General features: G+C 69.9%; 16 protein-coding genes. 10 read left to right on the forward strand and 6 right to left on the reverse strand.

Annotated features, from left to right (window positions below):
- The first annotated feature begins 114 nt into the window (after window positions 1-114).
- Window positions 115-1227: a hypothetical protein gene (locus H4W80_RS57310; protein WP_192792714.1), complete on the forward strand. Its 1113-nt coding sequence runs from the start codon at window positions 115-117 to the stop codon at window positions 1225-1227.
- Between the two features lie 245 nt (window positions 1228-1472).
- On the opposite strand, the gene H4W80_RS57315 is transcribed toward H4W80_RS57310, so the two are convergent.
- Complete coding sequence (locus H4W80_RS57315) at window positions 1473-1679, reverse strand: hypothetical protein (RefSeq protein WP_225964259.1); 207 nt, start codon at window positions 1677-1679, stop codon at window positions 1473-1475.
- Window positions 1680-1768: 89 nt separating this feature from the next.
- Between H4W80_RS57315 and H4W80_RS57320 the strand changes: the two genes are divergently transcribed.
- Complete coding sequence (locus H4W80_RS57320; RefSeq protein ID WP_192792716.1) at window positions 1769-5251, forward strand: WD40 repeat domain-containing serine/threonine-protein kinase; 3483 nt, start codon at window positions 1769-1771, stop codon at window positions 5249-5251.
- A 221-nt stretch (window positions 5252-5472) separates the two neighbouring features.
- Here H4W80_RS57320 and H4W80_RS57325 read toward each other — a convergent pair whose 3' ends face one another.
- The 3 genes from H4W80_RS57325 to H4W80_RS57335 all read right to left on the reverse strand — a co-directional run bounded on the left by H4W80_RS57325 (window position 5473) and on the right by H4W80_RS57335 (window position 8159).
- The gene (locus H4W80_RS57325) at window positions 5473-5802 is read right to left on the reverse strand and encodes a hypothetical protein (protein ID WP_192792717.1); all 330 of its coding nucleotides are present in this window, start codon (window positions 5800-5802) and stop codon (window positions 5473-5475) included.
- Window positions 5803-6145: 343 nt separating this feature from the next.
- Entirely contained in the window at window positions 6146-7105 is a 960-nt protein-coding gene (locus H4W80_RS57330; RefSeq protein WP_465263721.1) for an ABC transporter ATP-binding protein, read from the reverse strand.
- A 52-nt stretch (window positions 7106-7157) separates the two neighbouring features.
- The gene (locus H4W80_RS57335; protein WP_192792718.1) at window positions 7158-8159 is read right to left on the reverse strand and encodes an ABC transporter ATP-binding protein; all 1002 of its coding nucleotides are present in this window, start codon (window positions 8157-8159) and stop codon (window positions 7158-7160) included.
- A gap of 129 nt (window positions 8160-8288) precedes the next feature.
- Here H4W80_RS57335 and H4W80_RS57340 point away from each other — a divergent pair, with 129 nt between their 5' ends.
- The 7 genes from H4W80_RS57340 to H4W80_RS57370 are packed head-to-tail and all read left to right on the forward strand — an operon-like array spanning window position 8289 to window position 15904.
- A complete protein-coding gene (locus H4W80_RS57340) occupies window positions 8289-9497 on the forward strand; it encodes a dipeptidase (RefSeq protein WP_192792719.1) in 1209 nt (402 codons plus the stop codon).
- A complete protein-coding gene (locus tag H4W80_RS57345) occupies window positions 9497-11065 on the forward strand; it encodes an ABC transporter substrate-binding protein (RefSeq protein WP_192792720.1) in 1569 nt (522 codons plus the stop codon). The genes H4W80_RS57340 and H4W80_RS57345 overlap by 1 nt, the downstream gene beginning before the upstream one ends.
- 5 nt (window positions 11066-11070) lie before the next feature.
- Window positions 11071-12024, forward strand: coding sequence for an ABC transporter permease (locus tag H4W80_RS57350; protein ID WP_192792721.1), 954 nt, complete (start codon window positions 11071-11073; stop codon window positions 12022-12024).
- Window positions 12021-12875 carry an ABC transporter permease gene (locus tag H4W80_RS57355; RefSeq protein ID WP_192792722.1) on the forward strand — a complete coding sequence of 285 codons (855 nt, stop codon included), beginning with the start codon at window positions 12021-12023 and terminating at the stop codon, window positions 12873-12875. The genes H4W80_RS57350 and H4W80_RS57355 overlap by 4 nt, the downstream gene beginning before the upstream one ends.
- Complete coding sequence (locus H4W80_RS57360) at window positions 12872-14041, forward strand: M24 family metallopeptidase (protein ID WP_192792723.1); 1170 nt, start codon at window positions 12872-12874, stop codon at window positions 14039-14041. Before H4W80_RS57355 ends, H4W80_RS57360 begins: the two co-directional genes overlap by 4 nt.
- Window positions 14042-14052: 11 nt before the next feature.
- On the forward strand, window positions 14053-14892 hold the full coding sequence (locus H4W80_RS57365; protein WP_192792724.1) for an alpha/beta fold hydrolase: 840 nt from the start codon (window positions 14053-14055) through the stop codon (window positions 14890-14892).
- Window positions 14893-14911: 19 nt separating this feature from the next.
- Window positions 14912-15904 carry an Lrp/AsnC family transcriptional regulator gene (locus H4W80_RS57370; protein WP_192792725.1) on the forward strand — a complete coding sequence of 331 codons (993 nt, stop codon included), beginning with the start codon at window positions 14912-14914 and terminating at the stop codon, window positions 15902-15904.
- Window positions 15905-15907: 3 nt separating this feature from the next.
- On the opposite strand, the gene H4W80_RS57375 is transcribed toward H4W80_RS57370, so the two are convergent.
- Together H4W80_RS57375 and H4W80_RS57380 are read right to left on the reverse strand one after the other, a co-directional pair.
- Window positions 15908-16258: a DoxX family protein gene (locus H4W80_RS57375; protein WP_192792726.1), complete on the reverse strand. Its 351-nt coding sequence runs from the start codon at window positions 16256-16258 to the stop codon at window positions 15908-15910.
- Between the two features lie 140 nt (window positions 16259-16398).
- Window positions 16399-17418: a hypothetical protein gene (locus H4W80_RS57380; RefSeq protein ID WP_192792727.1), complete on the reverse strand. Its 1020-nt coding sequence runs from the start codon at window positions 17416-17418 to the stop codon at window positions 16399-16401.
- Between the two features lie 60 nt (window positions 17419-17478).
- Here H4W80_RS57380 and H4W80_RS57385 point away from each other — a divergent pair, with 60 nt between their 5' ends.
- Entirely contained in the window at window positions 17479-17706 is a 228-nt protein-coding gene (locus H4W80_RS57385) for a hypothetical protein (RefSeq protein WP_192792728.1), read from the forward strand.
- The last annotated feature ends 8 nt before the right edge of the window (window positions 17707-17714 follow it).

The raw sequence follows: 17714 nt of genomic DNA on the forward strand, positions 1-17714 counted from the left end.
GGAGGAGGTGCGGGAAGAGATGTCTCGGGAGGGTCGCACGGGTCCCGGGCCGGCACGGGGACGCCGTCCTCGTCCGCCTCCCCTGAGCGTGTCGCGCCGAAAACGCAGCTGTCGGTGCCCAGCCTCTATGACACCTCCCGCGGCTGGGAGTCAGATCTGCCGGGAAACCAGATCCCGCTGCCGCATTCCGGGGCGGTCGCCGTCTTCCGGGAAGGCGGCAGGAACAACGGCACCTTCACTGTCCTGGACGTGACCAGCGGCAAAATCTCGTGGAAGACCGAGGTGAAGAGCCCCGGCATCGTGTCGGCATTCTCGGTCACCGTACAGGGAAAGGACTACCTGGTCGCCTCCGCGTCCGGTTTTCAGGGCGCCGACGTGGTCAGCAAGGGCCGGCAGGTCACGACGATCGACATCTTCCCGGCCCGTGCCGCTGGAGACGGTGTCAAGCCGGCTCACCATCTCGAACTGGACGGCGAGGGCGCGGTCACCAACGGCGGTGGCGGACTGCTGGTGAAGCTGGACAACGACGTGGTGATGACCGTGGATCCGGCCACAGGCGCGACGAAGACGTACGACCTGAGGAAGATGAAACCCCCAGCCAGCGAGTGCAAGCTGTGTTTCGCCTCGACCGAGGCCGTAGCGGTCACCCCTCGCGGGCCGCTGCTGGCCACCGACACCCAGCCCCGCCGCCACTACTGGGTGCCGGGAGGCTGGGCGGGCGGAACTCTCACCACCAACAGCGATCACAAGATCTTCATCGCCCCGGTCAAGGACTCCCTCGTCGCGCAGTGGCGCGACGAAGGCGCGCCCAACGACACGTGGGCCGTCCTGGACCCCGCCACGGGAAAGGTCCGCGCCAAGGTCGAATGCGCGCCGGATCAGCGCGTGACGGCCGACGACTCCAAGGGAGCCTCCCTGTCCGCCGCCGGACGCTATCTCGTCCGCAGCCACACGGCCTTCGACCTGGACAAAGGCACCGGCCACTGCTTCGAGGAGACCGACCAGGACAAGCCGGTCCATCTCAACGGTGTGACCGATGACGGCGTCGCCTTCGGTATCGGCGCCTCGACCGCCGACCAAGCCGACCCGCGGGTCACCATCGACCTCGCCACGGGTCAGGTCCAGCTCGGCAACTACGTGGTGGCTCCCTTCGGTGACTACTCCGGATACGGCCTGTTCTGGGACGACTCCACGAACACCATGGTCGCCTATCCACACGCCAAGTGATGTAGGTGTCCGGTCGTGCTCAGTGGTGCAGGCGGCCCCAGCGGGGGCGCGGCCCGTCTCCGGCACAGGTGATCCGTAGCACGGCCGGAGCGGAGCCGGTGGTCGGCTACCGCTTCTCCCACTCGAAGTCGAAGCAGACGGTCGCAGCAGTGGCGACGGCTGCTGCGGCACTGATAGAACAGTACGGAACCTCCTGGTCGCGACGGTGCGGATTGTGGTGATCGGCCTGTCCACCAGGAGTTCCTTCATGTCCCCGGCCCAAGACCGGCATCGCGATCATGCTGTGACCAGGGCACTTGCCGCGGAGCCTGAAAAGGTTCATTGAGCGCGTGCGGCTGACGCAGGATGGAGAGGCCTGATTCGGGTTCGATGAGGACGCCCCGGCCGACCATGCGTTCGAGCTTGGCGCGTACGCTCTCGGCGTGCTTGGGCTCCACGCCGATGTTCGGCATCCGGCAGATGTCCTTGACCTTCAGCCCATCCGGAGTTTCCCGAAATGGCACGCTCAATGGTTCCCCTCACCCCATCCGACCCGCGGCGTTTGGGTCGTTACTGGCTGGCCGGCCGGCTGGGCGCGGGTGGCCAGGGCGTCGTCTACGAGGGCTACGGGGAGGTGGGAGAGCGGGTCGCGATCAAGGTCCCCAGGTACGACAGCGCCGAATCACGCGCCAGACTCGCGAAGGAGGCGGCGGCGGCCCAGCGGGTGGCCTCGTTCTGCACCGCCAAGGTGATCGAGGCACAGGTCGATTCGGCGCCGCTGTACATCGTCAGCGAGTTCGTGCCAGGGCCGAGCCTGAGGCGGGTGGTGGCGGAGTCGGGGTCATACGAGAAGGACGCGCTGCGCCGGCTGGCGATCGGGGTGGCGACCGCGCTGACAGCCATCCACCAGGGCGGGATCGTGCATCGCGATCTCAAGCCGGACAACATCATCATGGGGCCGGACGGACCGCGCCTGATCGATTTCGGTGTGGCCCGTGAGGTGGGGCCGACGACGAGCGGGCCGATCATGGGCACGCCCGGATACATGCCGCCGGAGGCGTTCTCGGGGCGGGGCGCGAGCGAGGCGGCCGACCTGTGGGCATGGGCCATGGTGGTGCTGTTCGCAGCCCGGGGCAAGGACGTGATCGAGGCGCGGGATCCGGCCACCGTCATTGGGCGGGTGATGGAGTTGGAGCCGGACGTGTGCGGCCTGCCTGAACCCCTGGATGTGTTGGTGGCCGCAGCGCTTGCCCGGGATCCCACAAAGCGGCCGGCCGCCGGGGAGGTACTGCTGCGGCTGCTGGGCCATGGCGGTGAGGCGCTGCTCCGCCGCGGCGATGACCTGCTCGAACGCGGCCTTACGCAGGCGGGTGCCCTGACCGGACGGCCTGAGCCCGATCTCGGCGCGATCGCGGAGGAGCTCTACGGCGAGCTGACCGAGGCCGAGCGTGCGACCGCGCCCGAGGTGTTCCTGCGGATGATCGACGGCGACGAACTCCGGCCCGTAGGCAGGGACGAGCTGCCGGAATCCCAGGCCGTGGACGCGATGCTCACCGTGTTCGGCGCCGCGGGCCTGGTCACGCGGTCCGGTGCCACGTACGAACTGGCCACGCCCGGCCTCCTGCACGCCTGGCCCCGGCTGCGCGACTGGGTGGCGGGCAACCGCGAAGGGCTGCCCGTCCACCGGCGGCTCGCCGAGGCGGCCGCGCTGTGGAATGAGCACGGCAGAAGACCGGCCGACCTGCTGCACGGCTCGGCACTCGACCGGACGCTGCAGTGGGCCGCCACCGCGCACAAGGACCTCACGCTGGGACGGCGCGAACGCGAGTTCCTCGACGAGGCGGTGAGCCTGGCCCGTAAGAGGGCGAGGAGACGCCGTCTGGTCGCGGCGGCCCTGGCCGTACTGCTCGTGGTCGCGCTCGGCGGGCTCGGCACCGCTGAGTACCTGCGCAGGGAATCGAGCCGCCAGCGCGAGGACGCGCTGGCGCGGGAGCTCGCGCTGCGAGCCGCCGACCTGCGGCAGAGCGATCCTCAGGTCGCGAAGCTGCTGAGCGTGGCCGGCTGGCGGCTGCGCCCGGAGCTGCCCGAGACCCGCGGCGCGCTCTACGACTCGCTCTCTCAGACCGCGACCTCCGTCTTCCTCGACCCTGACTACACGGCCGCGACCGTGCAGAACCTCAGCCAGGACGGCCGCGTGCTCGTGTCCGTGGACGGCGGGACAGCCAGGATCTGGGACGTCGCCGGCCAACGGCGGATCGGCGTGCTGTCCGGGGTGAGCGCGGAGGTGTCCCAAGCCGCGCTCGCCCCCGACGGGCACACCCTGGCCCTCCTCGACCACGAGGGGGTACGGCTGTGGGACACGCGCACCGGAAGATCGCTCGGCGCCCCCATCGCCCGTCAAGGCAGGCGATCGGGCGGCGGCACGCTGAACTTCGACAGCTCGGGGCGCTACCTCGCCATCCCCTGGGGAGCGAAAGCCCTGCCCGAATGGTGGGACGTCGCCAAGCGTAAGCAGCTCACCGCTCCCTCGGGAGCCGCGCTCAACGCGATCAGCCGGGACGGCCGCTTCGGCTACGTGGTGAAGGGCCATGACGCGGAGTTGTGGGACCTGCGCCGGGGCAAGAGGACGCCGATCCCGCCTGAGCGGGACAAGGGCGTCATCAACCAGACCACCTTCAGCGACGACGGCAAGCTGATGATGACCACGGAGCTGGTGAATTCGAGAGAGACGAGCAGGATCCGTATGTTCGAGCTGCCGTCCGGTGAGGGGGTGATGGGCCAGGAGGGCGGGGCGGGCCCGGGGGGCGGGGTGGGCCCGGAGGCCGGTTTCGTCTTCGGCGACGCTTTCATCGCCAACTGGGGCGGCCGGGAGCGACTGACCTTGCAGCGGCGCTCCACCCCTGACACGGTGTTCAGCGAGGCCATGCCCGCCTTCTATGTCACGGTGTACAGCCAGGCCATGCCCGCCTTCGTCGGCGGGCTCCGCTTCGACCTCGCCGGCCGGGCCGTCCGCTATCTGGATGAACACGGCGCCGTCCATACCGAGGACGTCTCGATGGTGTTCGACCCGCCGATCAGCGGCGGCAGCGAGAGCGGGAACGTACGGCTGGCTCCCTCCACGCGCGTGCTGGCCGCGATCTGGGAGGACCGGGTGGAGGCCAGGGACGTGGCGACGGGCCGCGTTTTGATGAAACTGATCAGCCGGTCGGGCGGTGGCGGTGCGACCGCCTTCAGTCCCGACGGCCGCCGGCTCGCCCTGGCCGCCGACAACACGGTCCACATCGTGGATCTGACCGGGTCCAAGGCGCCGGCCCGGCTCAAGCTGGAGGGCGACCGCGAGCAGGGCACCCAGGCGCTGGCGTTCAGTCCGGACGGACGCACGCTGGCCGTGTCGCGCTACGGGGAGCACGGTCGCGTCGAACTGTGGGACCTCGAACACGGATCTCGACGAGCGGAGACCGGGACGGGCGCGAACAACCTCGCCTTCCGCCCCGACGGACGGCTGCTCGTGACCGGAAACCCGCTCCAGCTCATCGATCCGGAAAAGGGCGCCACCCGGCCTCCCGAACAGGGCACCGGGCAACTCGCCGGCGCCTTCGCCTTCAGCCCGGACGGCCGGCAGGTGGCCTTCTCCGGGCCCGGCCGGCTCACTCTGTGGGACGGCGACGTCAGGACCCGGATCGCCGAGTTCCCCGCGGTGCCGGGCAGCGAGGTCACCATGCTGGCCTGGTCGCCTGATGGGCGCACGATCGCGACGTACGAGAAGGGCTTGCGCGTCCGTCTGTGGGACGTGCCGAGCCGGCGACCGCTGGGCGTCGTCTTCGACGGCAAGCAGGCGGCGGACGGCGCCGACGGCGGGTGGGTGGCGTTCTCTGCGGACGGCACGAAACTTCACACCGCCGCCCCCGACGGCACGATCCGGGTGTTCGACGTGGACGAGCGGCACGTGGCCGCGACCCTGTGCGTGCGTGCCGGTCGTACGCTCACCGCCGGTGAATGGTCCCGCCACCTGCCTGGCATCGAACCGTTCACGATGTGCCCCTAGCCAGTAGGGCCTCGAGGTATGCCGGAGCGACCTGGTGCCTGGGTTCAGCCAGATGCCGGCCGGCTCGTCGAGGATGAGCTTGCCCGTGGCGATGGCCGAGCGGCCCGCGTAAAAGCTGTCGGCCTGAGTGACATGCCCCGGATGTGCTGGACGCGCCAGCCCCAAACTAGCCGAGAGCCCTTCGGGCTACTGCGGCGCTCACCGTGGTGCCGGTCTGTGCCTCAGCGGACCATCTTGAGCCCGGTGTGCCAGATGTACCCGTGCCCTCCGCCGTTCAGGTTCCAGACTTCGGTCCACTTCCAGACGGGTTTGTTGTCCCAGCAGTAGCCGTGGAACTTGGTGCCCTTCTTGGCCACCCGGTAGCCGGAGCTGAGGCTCTTGCGCTTGTGTACCTTGACCGCCCACTTCGCCTGGACGATGCAGGGCCACAGAGCGGCCGAGGACTTGGTGGCGCCTTCGGTGGCGCTGGCGGCGTGCGCTGAGGAGACCAGCACGCCGGAGGTGAGCGCGGCCGCGACGGCCAGTGTGGCGATCTTTCCTACGGATCTCATGTCCGGAAATGTAGGTTTACAAATGTTGAGGACATGTTGAGAAGCTGTCGAGCTCAGGGCCGACGAAGGAGGCCCCACAGCCGCGATGATCGCCCGCGGCCCCGTACGGCGGGCGCCGAAGTGAGGCGATCGTGAGCTCTCAGGCCGGTGCGGTCGCGCCTGGGCCGTGCGGCGCTCGGGCGCGGGGCTTGAGCAGCAACCGAACGACCAGTGGCGTTGGCGAGCTCGGGGGTGCGCAGCGTGCCGTCGGACATCAGTCCGGCGTGCGGCCGTCGCGGGTGAAGGCGAGCTCACTGATCTGTTCTGCCCCCTTGGTGACGGCCGCCTGGTACGGCAAGGCTCGTCAGCCGCCCGCCCGTTCGGCGTGGTGGCAGGCGGCGTAGTGGTCGCCGACCGCCTCCAGCACGGGCTCGACCTCGGCGCACCGCTCGGTCGCCTTCCAGCAGCGCGTGTGGAAGCGGCATCCGGGCGGCGGGGCGACAGGGCTCGGCGGGTCGCCCGCCAGCATGATCCGCTGCCGGCCGCGTAGCCGGGGCTTCGGTACGGGCGCCGCGGAGAGCAACGCCATCGTGTACGGATGCGCCGGCGCCCCGTACACCCCCGCCGCGGGCCCGACCTCGGCCAGCCGCCCGAGGTACATCACGCCGACCCGGTGCGACACGTGCCGCACCACGGCCAGGTCGTGCGCGATGAACACCAGCGCCACGCCGAGCGTGCGCTGCAACTCGGCGAAGAGGTTGACCACCTGCGCCTGCACCGACATGTCCAGCGCCGACACCGGCTCGTCGCACACGATCACGTCCGGCTCGGTGGCCAGCGCGCGGGCGATGCCGATCCGCTGCCGCTGCCCGCCGGAGAACTCGTGCGGGAACCGGTTCATCCGGTCGGGGGACAGGCCCACCAGCTCCAGCAGCTCGCCGACCCGCTCCCGCATGGCGCGCGCGTCCGGGCACAGCCGGTGCACCCGCAGCGGCTCGGCGACGATGTCATGCACCGTCATGCGGGGGTTCAGGGAGGTCAGCGGGTCCTGGAAGACCATCTGGACGCGCCGCCTGATGTCGCGCGGCACGCCGCCGCGGGCGAAGAACGGCCGGCCGCGGAAGGTGACCTCGCCCTGGTCGGGGCGTTCGAGGCCGACGAGCATGCGGGCCAGCGTGGACTTGCCGCAGCCCGACTCGCCGACGATGCCCAGAGTCTCGCCGGCGCGCAGCTCCAGGTCCACGCCCGCGACCGCGCGCACGGCGCCGCCCCTGGACAGCATCCCGCCGCGGTAGGTCTTGTGCAGCCCGACGGCCTGCAACACGGGCTGATCAGACGCGGGCTGGTCAGACGCGGGCTGGTCAGACGCGGGCTGGTCAGACGCGGGCGGCATCGAGCATCTCCTTCGAGTGGTGGCAGGCGGCGTGCCGGCCGGTGCCGGTCGGCAGCAACGTCAGTTCCGGGCGCGTGGTCGAGCACAGCTCGCTCGCCCGCGCGCAGCGCGGCGCGAACGAGCACCCGGGCGGTACGTCCGCCGGGCTCGGCGGCGCCCCGGGGATGGCGCGCAGCGACGCGGCCGGGCTGTCCAGGTCGGGGATGGCGGCCAGCAGCGCGTCGGTGTAGGGATGGGCCGGCAGGTCGTACAGCTCGCCGACCTCGCCGCTCTCCACGATGCGCCCGGCGTACATCACCGCCACCCGGTCGCTGACCTCGGCCGCCACCCCCAGGTCGTGGGTGATGAGCAGCACGGCGGTGCCCAGCTCGCGCCGCAGCCGGTCGATGAGCTCCAGGATCTGCGCCTGGACGGTCACGTCCAGCGCGGTCGTCGGCTCATCGGCGATGATCAGGTCGGGTTCGAGCGCCACGGCCATGGCCACGAGGATGCGCTGGCGCATGCCGCCGGAGAACTGGTGCGGGTAGTCGTTCACGCGCGTGGCGGCGGCCGGGATGCCCACCAGGTCGAGCAGTTCGACCGCGCGGGCCCTGGCCTGCTTGCGCGAGGCGCCCCGGTGCACCCGGAACAGCTCCCCGACCTGGTCGCCGACGCTGAGCACCGGATTGAGCGCGGACAGGGCGTCCTGGAAGACCAGCGTCATCGCGCTGCCGCGCAGGGCACGGCGCTCTTCGGCGGACATGGCCGTCAGGTCCCGGCCGCCGAGCCGGGCGGCCGCGGAGCGCACCCGGACGTTGGGGCCGTCGAGCAGTCCCATGACGGCTTTGGCGGTGACGGATTTGCCCGACCCAGACTCGCCCAGCAGCGCCAGTGTCTGGCCGCGTTCGATGGTCAGGTCCACGCCCCGCACCGCCGGGATCTCGCGTCCGTGGGCGGTGAAGGTGACGTGGAGGTCGCGGATGTCCAGGACGGGTGCCTCGCTCACTGCACCCCTTTCTCAGATGTGACGAAACTTGGCGTTGACTTAGCCGAAGTTGCCGAAAAACAACTCTCATATTGCCTTTCACGCCCGATCCTGGCAAGCTTCCTCGAAATCGGATGAAGGGGATTGCCAGTGCTGGAAGCCGCGAAGAGCTACAAGGGTTACCGTTCCTACGAGTACCTGGAAGCAGGCGTCGACTACCGGGAGTTCGAGCTGGCGCCCGAGTTCGGCAGGGTTCCGGCGTACCAGGGGCCCGAGCTCACCACCGAGCAGGCCGAGCGCGTCCGCCGCCTGCTCACCGACAGCCTGGTCGTCTCGCTGCACGACCACCCGTCGATCTTCCCCGACGACATCGGCCAGACCGTCGACTACAACCGCACCGCCCGCCACCACACCGGCTACGCCGGGCTGGCCCGCTCCGGCATGACGGTCGTCTTCGACAACCTCATGGACGGCACCTGCTGCATCACCAGCCAGGCGGGCTGGAAGTGGAACGACGTGATCGCCGACATCGGCATGCGCCTGTCGGACCTGGCCCACCAGGACTTCCTCATCAAGGTCGAGCGCCTGGCCGACGTGCGTGAGGCGCACGCCGGCGGCCGCATCGGCCTCGTGCTCGCCCTGGAGGCGGCCACGATGATCGAGAACGAGGTCGACAGGATCGACATGCTGTACGGCTTCGGCGTCCGCCAGATGGGCATCGCCTACAGCGAGGCCAACACCCTGGGCAGCGGCCTGAAGGAGCGCGGCGACGGCGGCCTGACCCTGTTCGGCGAGAAGGCCGTGCGCCGCATGAACAAGCTCGGCATCGCCATCGACGTCTCCCACTCGGGCGACCAGACCTCGCTCGACACGATCCGCCACTCCACCAAGCCGATCCTCATCACCCACGCGGGCGCCCGTTCGGTCTGGCCGACGAACAGGATGAAGCCGGACTCCGTCATCAAGGCGGCGGCCGAGCGCGGCGGCGTGATCGGCCTGGAGGCGGCCCCGCACACCACGCTCTCGCCCGGCCACCCCCGCCACAGCCTGGAGTCGGTCATGGACCACTTCACCTACTGCGTGGACCTCGTCGGCATCGACCACGTCGCCTTCGGCCCCGACACGCTGTTCGGCGACCACGTGGGGCTGCACGACACCTTCGCCGAGCACCTGTCGCTGAACGAGGCGCACGCGGGCACCCCGTACGAGAAGGTCGCCTACGTGGACGGCCTGGAGAACCCGGCCGAATGCTTCTGGAACATCATCTCGTGGCTCGTCGCCCACGACTACTCCGACGACGAGATCACCAAGGTCGTCGGCGGCAACGTCATGCGGGTGCTGGAAGAGGTCTGGTTCTGATGAGACGCTCCATTCTCGTCTTCGCCGCGCTGGCCATCGCCACGGCGGCCTGCGCCCCGAGCGTGCCGGGACAGTCGTCGTCCCAGAGCGCCGCGCCGGCCAACGCCGACCGGCTGACCATCGGCACGACCGCCGACGTGGTCAACTACAACCCCCTGGTCGGCAACAGCCGTACCGACTCGTGGGTCACCAACCTCATGTACCCGCACCTGACCCAGATGGACGAGTCGGGCAAGCGCGTCCCGTACCTGGCCACCGAGTGGTCCTACTCCGATGACGGCAAGAGCGCCACGGTGAAGCTGCGCGACGACATGAAGTGGTCCGACGGCAAGCCGGTCACCGCCGACGACGTGGTGTTCTCGGTGACGACGGTGCAGAAGGAGAAGTTCGGCGTGGTCGCCGGGCTCATCACCGCCCTGGACAAGGCCGAGGCCGTCTCGCCGACCGAGGTGCGATTCGCCCTCAAGCGCCCCGACGGCACGTTCCTCGACAACGTCGGCTTCTGGCTGCCGGTCGTGCCCAAGCACGTCTTCGAGAAGGCGCCCAGCGTGCAGAAGTTCGCCAACGACGCCGACTGGGTGAGCGCGGGGCCGTTCAAGCTCACCAAGGTCGAGCGCGGCCAGCGCTACATCATGCAGCGCGTGGACGACTTCGGCCCCGGCCGGCCCGCCGTCAAGGAGATCGTCTTCCGGGTCTTCCCCGACGTGAACACCGAGGTCCTCGCGCTGCGCAACGGCGAGATCGACCTGATCGGCAACGTGCTGCCGCCCGCCACCGCGACCGAGCTGAAGAACGACCCGAAGGTCACGTTGCAGCAGATCCCGTCGCTGGGCTGGGCGCACCTGCAGTACAACACCAAGCGCAAGCCGCTCGACGACGTCCGCGTCCGGCAGGCGCTCGCGCAGGCCGTCGACTACGAGGCCATCAGGAACATCGCGCTCAAGGGCTTCGCCAAGTCCTCCAACTCCAGCGTGCTCACCCCGTCGCTGCCCGACTACGTGGACCCCTCCTCGAAGGAGTACGTCTTCGACCCGGAGCAGTCCAAGAAGCTGCTGGCCGAGGCCGGGGTGAGCAACCTCAGCCTGAGCATGATCTACGACCAGGCCGACCCGAACATCGCCCGCTGGGCCCCCATGGTCCGCGACTCGGCGAAGAAGGCCGGGATCACGATCAAGCTGCAGGGCCTGGAGCGCAACACGTACCTGGACAAGACGCTCAAGCGCGACTTCGACATCTACGCCGGCTCATGGGCCGTCATGGACAATCCGCCCGCGAACCTCGGGCTGGCCTTCAAGACCGGCGGGTTCATCAACTACGCCCAGGTCAGCGACCCCAAGCTGGACGACCTGATCGACCAGGCACAGCGGGCGCTCAGCCCCGCCGACGCCAAGGCGCCGATCCAGGAGGCCGCGCGGATCATCCACGACCAGGTCTACGACAACGTCCTGTACGTGGAGACGTTCAACATCGCGCACTCCACGAAGTGGACCGGGTTCAAGCCGATGCCCAGCGAGCTGCTGTCCATCCTGAACCCGCTCTCCCTCGCCGCGGCCAAGCCGGCGGGCTGATCGCCATGCGGTTCATCGGCCTGCGGCTGGCCCGCGGCCTGCTCACCCTGTGGTTCGCGGTCACGGTCACGTTCTTCCTGGTGCGCCTGCTGCCCGGCGACCCGGTGCTGGCCGTCGCCGACCCGAACATGACCGAGGAGCTGCGCCAGAAGCTCCTGGCCGACTTCGGCCTGGACAAGCCGCTCGGCGCGCAGTACGTCGACTACCTCGGCCAGCTCCTGCACGGCAACCTCGGCATGTCGTTCCGCCAGTCGGTCCCCGTCACGACCGTGCTGATGGAGCGGCTGCCGTGGACGCTGATCCTGACGGTCTCGGCCATGGTGGTGACGATCGCGCTGGGCATCCCGCTCGGCGTGCTCGCCGCCACCAAGGCCAAGGGGTGGCTGGACCGCCTGATCCAGGTCACCGGTGTCACCGCGCAGTCCCTGTTCGTGCCGAGCGTCGGGATCTTCCTCATGTACGTCCTGGGGGTCTGGCTCGGCTGGTTCCCCATCGGCGGCGCGGTCGACCTCGACGCCACCGGCTTCGGCGCCACGCTCAGCATGCTGCACCACCTGGTGCTGCCGTGCCTGTCGCTGGTCCTCATCCAGCTCGGCGGCTACGTGCTCACCATGCGCACCACGCTCATCGACGCGCTCGGCGAGGACTACGTCGCACTGGCCAAGGCCAAGGGCGTCCGCCCGGGAAAGGTCGTGTGGAAGCACGCCCTGCGCAACGCGCTGCTGCCGACCACCACCATCGCCGGGCTCCAGCTCGGCACCCTGGTCGGCGGCGCGGTGCTGACCGAGACGATCTACGCCTACCCGGGCATCGGCCGCGCCATCTACGAGGCGGTCGGCCAGCTCGACTTCCCCGTCCTGCAGGGCGCGTTCGTGCTGCTCGCGGCGGCCGTCGTGGCCGCCAACCTGATCACCGACGTGGCCTACGGAATCCTCGATCCCAGGGTGCGCACCTCATGACCCTCGCCGCCATCGAGCTGACGCCCAGGCAGCGGACCTGGAGCGCGTTCCGCCGCAACCCGCTCGGCCTGGCCAGCGGCGCCGTGCTGGTGCTGCTGGCACTGGTCGCCGTCCTCGCCCCGCTGATCGCGCCCTTCCCCGAGGGGTACGGCGCCGACACCTCCCAGCCGCCGTCGGCCGCCCACTGGTTCGGCACCGACGACATCGGACAGGACGTGTTCGCCCAGGTCGTGTGGGGCACCCGGGTCAGCATGGCGGTCGGCGTCAGCGCCTCCGTGCTGGCCATCGTGATCGGCCTGCTCATCGGCGTCAGCGCCGCCTACTTCCGCCGCCTCGACACGCCGCTCGGCGTGCTGGTGGACCTGTCGCTGTCGCTGCCCGTGCTGCCGCTGATGATCCTGGTGGCGGCGCTGGCCGGGCCGAGCGTGCGCACGCTGGCTGTGGTCATCGCGCTGTTCAGCTGGCCCGAGGTGGCCCGCGTGGTCCGCTCGCAGGCGCTGGCGATCGTACCCATGCCGTTCGTGTCGGCGGCCAAGGTCGTCGGCGGCTCGTCGCTGTGGATCGTCCGCAAGCACCTGCTGCCCGGAGTCGCCCCCGTCGTCGGCGTGTCGGTCGTGCTGACCACCTCCCGCGCCGTGCTCGCCGAGGCCGGGCTCTCCTTCCTCGGTCTCGGCGACCCCAACAGCTGGTCGTGGGGGACGATCCTGCACAAGGCACAGCAGTCAGGCTCGCTCGCCTCCGCCTGGTGGACCACGCTCTTCCCGTCGCTGGCCATCTTGCTGCTCGTCCTGTCCACGACGCTGCTGTCCGTGGCCTACAACGACGCCCGCAACCACAGGAACGGCTCATGACCTTCACCCAGCGGCTCCCCGACGCCTTCTACGCCGGCGCGCTCGCCCGCGTCCGCGAGGAGATGGCCGCGGAGGACCTGTCGGCACTGCTGCTCGACGACCCGCTCGACGTCGCCTACCTCACCGGCTTCCACCACTTCCCGAACGAGCGCCCGGTCGCCTGCTGGCTGCCGCTCGACGGCGACCCGGTCCTGCTCGTTCCGGACCTCGAACGCGAGTACGCCCAGGACCAGCGGGCCCACGCCGAGATCGTGGCCTATCCCGAGTTCCCCGGCCGCCGCTCGCCGTTCGCGGTGCTCGCCGGCCACGTACGCCGGCCCGCGACCGCCGCGTACGCGGCCTCCACCAGCGTCGCCCGCGCCCGGGCCCTGGCCGAGGCGTTCCCGGGCACCCGCTGGAGCACCTGCGAGGCCGTCGGCCGCGTCCGGCTGCGCAAGACGCCCGAGGAGATCACGCTGCACGAGGAGGCCGCGCGCATCGCCGACGCCATGCTGGAGGCCGGCGTCGAGCTGGTCAGGGCGGCCGTCGAAGCCGGCGGCGAGCTGCCCGCCGAGACGGAGCTGGCCTCCCACGTCATCGCCCACGGCGCCCGCCTCATGTACGCCAGGCACCAGGACGTCGTCGTGGTCCCCATGCTCACCGGCGGCCTCGTCTACGGCGGACCCAACTCGGCGCAGCCGCACCGGCTGCCCGGCGGCGACCGGCTGCGGGCGGGGGAGACGTTCATGCTCTCGCTCGGCTGCGCGGTCGGCGGCCGGTTCGTCGAGAGCGAGCGCACGTTCGTCATCGGCGAACCCACCACGCGGCAGGCCCGCTACTACGAGAGCGTCCGCGAGGCCCAGGAGATCGGCACCGAGGCCCTGGTCGCGGGGCTGACCTGCGAGGAGGCCAACCGCCGCTGCCTGGCGGTGATCGAGGAGGCCGGGCTGGGCGCGTACATCCGCCACCGGCAGGGGCACGGCATCGGGCTCGGCTTCCACGAGCCGCCGTGGCTGTCCGACGGCGACACCACCGAGCTGGCCCCCGGCATGATCCTGTCCAGCGAGCCCGGCGTGTACGTGCCGGGGCACGCCGGCTACCGCATCTCCGACACCGTCCTGGTCACCGAGTCGGGGCCGCGCCGGCTCACGGCGTACCCGCGCGAGCTCACCGACGTCATCATCTGAAAGGCAGACACGTGTTCGTCGACATCAACGGCAACCCCCTGAACGTCGAGGTCCTCGGCAACGGCGAGGAGACGATCATCGCCCACCACGGCGCCCCGGGGCTCGGCTCGCTCACCGAGCCCAAGGCCAGCTTCGGCCGGCTCGCCGATGCCTACCGGGTGGTCGTCTTCGACGCCAGGGGATCGGGCAAGAGCGGACAGAACGGGCCGTTCACGCACGAGCAGTGGGCCGCCGACGTCGAGGGCCTGCGCGAATGGCTCGGCGCCGAGCGCATCGTGATCGCCGGCGGCTCGTACGGCGGCTTCATCGCCATGGAGTACGCAGCCCGCCACCCTGACCGCGTCAGCGCCGTCGTGCTGCGCGACACCTCGGCCGACAACGCCAACCAGGAGCTCGCCACCCGCAACGCCGCCGCCTCGTCCCGGGTGCGGATCGACCCGGCCAAGCTGGAGCGGATCATGTCCGGCACCGTCCGCGACGACGCGGACCTGAAGGACTGCTGGCGGGAGATCCTGCCGCTCTACGACCACGACTACGACCCGGCCAAGGTCGAGCAGCGCGTGGCCGCCACTCCGTACCACTACCTCACCCACAACTACGCCTTCGCCGTCAACCAGCCGAACTACGACATCAAGCACCTGCTGCCCGGCATCACGGCCCCGGTCCTGGTGACCGTCGGCAGGCACGACTGGATCACGCCGGTCGAGTGCAGCGAGACCATCGCCCGCCTCATTCCCCAGGCTGAGCTGCGGGTATTCGAGAAGTCCGGCCACTCGCCGCAGGTCGAGGAGGCCGAGCTGTGGGAGGCGACCGTCCGCGACTTCCTCGACAAGGTGCGCGAGCGGCGCTGAACACGCGATGATGCCCCCGATGGAAGATCTCGACGACCTCGACAGGAAGATCCTCGCCGCGCTCCACGTGAACGGCCGGGCGAGCTGGACCGACATCGCCCAGTTGCTGGGCATCTCCACCACCACGGTGGCGCGGCGGGCCCAGCACCTGTTCGCCGCGGGCCTGGCCCGCGTGGCGGTGCTGCCGCACCTGGAGCACGACGGGCCCGTGCACGTGTTCATCGTGCGGCTGTCCTGCGCGCCCGGCAGCCAGCTCAGGGTCGCCGGGTTGCTGGCCAAGAACCCCGACATCCGGTACGTCTCCATCGTCACCGGCGGCTACGACATCGTCTTCGAGCTCGTCGCGCCCAAGGAACGCGACCTGTACTCGATGCTGGTCGACGCCGTGCACGCCATCCCCGGCACCCAGCAGAGCGTCGCCGACCTCGTGCTGCACACCTACAAGCGCAGCTACGACTGGAGCGTCCCCGTGGTCGGGGAGCAGGCGGCGCCGTTCGCACTGGAGCCGCCCCTGCACACCTGCGAGCGCGGGCACCTCGACGACGTCGACCGCGCCGTGCTGGCGGCGATGCGCGAGGACGGGCGGGCCAGCTTCCAGTCGGTCGGCAACCGGCTGGGCATCAGCGAGAGCACGGCCAGGCGGCGCTTCGAGGCCATGATCGAGCGCGGCTGCGCCATCACGGCCACGTTCATCCCGGCCGCCGCACTCGGCTACGAGGCGGAGCTGCTCTTCTGGCTGTCGGTCGAACCCAGCATGCAGGATGCCGTCGCCGAGCGGCTGGCGAACGAGCGCGGCGTGCGGATGATCGCCTCCCTGCTGGGCCAGACGTCGCTGATCTGCGAGGTGATCGTGCCGACCACGGCCGACATCCACCACTTCACCTCGCGCACGCTGGCCTCCGTGCCCGGCATCCAGTCGTGGACGGCGGGCGTGCAGGTGCTGACGGTCAAACGCGGCTTCCTCATGGTGCCCTGGGCGGAGGATCGGATCGCCGCGGCGCTGGCCGTCTGACCGTCACGCCAACGCGCGTACGACCAGGAGAACCACCACCGACGCCAGCACCAGGACGTCCATGGCTATCATCGCCGCCGGGTCGGACACCCGGATCCGGCTGATGATCGCACCCGCCATCAGCATGACCAGCCCGATCGACGCGGCCACGCCGAGCGACGGCACCGCGAGCCCGGCGAGCAGCCCCACACCCCCGGCCGACTCGCACACGCCGATCAACTGCCACAACCTCGGCTGGAGTCCGAGATGATCGCGAATCGCCAGCGATCGCGGCAGACCCAGCACCTTGATCCCGCCGGTCCAGGCGAACAGCAGGCCGAGGAGGATCGACAACACGACAACGACAGTGCTCATCGGTGGCAACTCCAAACTGCCAGATCACGATGAGTATGCCAGCCGTGCCCGTCGCGTCCCCGACGGGATGGGAATCGTCACCGCGTGAACACCAGGGCGGATGCACGGCGGCACCGCCCTGGTGCCCGGGGACAAGGCCGTCAGCGGAAGTCGGAGATGCGCAGTACCGCCAGCATGTCCGTCGCACGGGAGCCGGTCGAGAAGGACGCCTCAGCGCCGACCCAGCCGCGGAAGGCCCCGGTGTCGTCGATGATCTGCATGAGCGGTTTGACGTGGGAGTTGCCGGTGTAGCAGAACTCGTCGCGCTCCATCGCCAGGCAGGTGCACCAGTGCCACAGCGTGTCGCGGCGGTCGGACTTGGAGATCATCGTGAGGTAGTACTGGATGGAGGTGATGTTGGCGCTCGTTCCGCCGCCGTACTTGGGGCAGCCGCCCTCCTTCTTGCAGGCGCTGTTCGAGGAGGGCTGCAGGTAGGTCAGGCAGGAGGTGGTGCCGGAGCAGGCGCGAAAGGAGGACAGGCCGAACGGCTGGTCGTCGGCGGTGACGAGCTTGCCGCCCGCCCAGCTCGTCAGGTCCTGCCTGAGCGAGCCGGGGAACGCCTTCACCGAGCTCATCGCGCGGCGGGTGCTGATCGCGGCGTTGCTGCCGTAGCCGTACCCGTTCGTGGCCAAGGTGCTCTGCTTGAGGTCCAGGCGGGCCAGCTTGCCGTCAGGCGAGGTCTGTACGTACCACTGCTCCGTCCACGTCTGGGCGATCTTCCACCGGATGGTGAGCACGTTCCCTGACATCGTGTACGTCCCGGTGCGGCTCTCGTCGGGGGCCCCGGTGAAGCCCCCGGCGGTCAGCACCTCGCAGGTGCGAGGCCGCGACTGCTTGCCACCCGCCTTGGTGGTGCAGCTCGAGTCGGGGACGGTGCCGGTGCGCTGCCTGGCCTGGGGATGACGCTGCCACCACAGGTACATGGAGGCGCTCACCGTGCCGTTCGCGGCGAAGCGGTAGTTGCCCAGGCGTAGCCAGTTCTGCTGGGAGGCGGCTTTCAGGTGCCCCTGTGAGATGACGAAGGTGGTCTTGCCGCCCGGCAATGAGGCGGCCGTGGCGGGTTGTACGGGCAGGATGGAGATGGCGAGTATGAAGGACAGAATTGCCGCTGCGGTACGCATGTAGAAGCTCCGGAATGCTTACGGGCTTGGCCGGTCGTCAACGGGCCACCATATTCGGCCGTGACCGAAAAAGTCTTCAAAACCGAACATAGAGTTACCGAACGTACGGTCGCCGGTCGCGGTGACGGCAAGCTACCGGAGCCCAGGAAGGTCAGGGCGGGGGCCGTTCCGTCACCGTTGATCGGCGTGTTCCTGCTCGGCGGCCGCTTCCTGCTCGGCGGCCGTGCCGTAGGTGGCGTCGAGGCCCCAGTTGCCGAGGGCGTAAGTAGCGGCGGTCGCCGAAGATGACGTCGCGC

The sequence above is a fragment of the Nonomuraea angiospora genome (assembly GCF_014873145.1).
Classification (GTDB): domain Bacteria; phylum Actinomycetota; class Actinomycetes; order Streptosporangiales; family Streptosporangiaceae; genus Nonomuraea; species Nonomuraea angiospora.

Bases quoted from the DNA above. Each gene is read 5' to 3' on its own strand.
- H4W80_RS57315 (WP_225964259.1), bottom strand. From the start codon at position 1,679: ATGCCGAACATCGGCGTGGAGCCCAAGCACGCCGAGAGCGTACGCGCC.
- H4W80_RS57325 (WP_192792717.1), bottom strand. From the start codon at position 5,802: ATGAGATCCGTAGGAAAGATCGCCACACTGGCCGTCGCGGCCGCGCTC.
- H4W80_RS57345 (WP_192792720.1), top strand. From the start codon at position 9,497: ATGAGACGCTCCATTCTCGTCTTCGCCGCGCTGGCCATCGCCACGGCG.
- H4W80_RS57350 (WP_192792721.1), top strand. From the start codon at position 11,071: ATGCGGTTCATCGGCCTGCGGCTGGCCCGCGGCCTGCTCACCCTGTGG.
- H4W80_RS57355 (WP_192792722.1), top strand. From the start codon at position 12,021: ATGACCCTCGCCGCCATCGAGCTGACGCCCAGGCAGCGGACCTGGAGC.
- H4W80_RS57360 (WP_192792723.1), top strand. From the start codon at position 12,872: ATGACCTTCACCCAGCGGCTCCCCGACGCCTTCTACGCCGGCGCGCTC.
- H4W80_RS57370 (WP_192792725.1), top strand. From the start codon at position 14,912: ATGGAAGATCTCGACGACCTCGACAGGAAGATCCTCGCCGCGCTCCAC.
- H4W80_RS57375 (WP_192792726.1), bottom strand. From the start codon at position 16,258: ATGAGCACTGTCGTTGTCGTGTTGTCGATCCTCCTCGGCCTGCTGTTC.
- H4W80_RS57380 (WP_192792727.1), bottom strand. From the start codon at position 17,418: ATGCGTACCGCAGCGGCAATTCTGTCCTTCATACTCGCCATCTCCATC.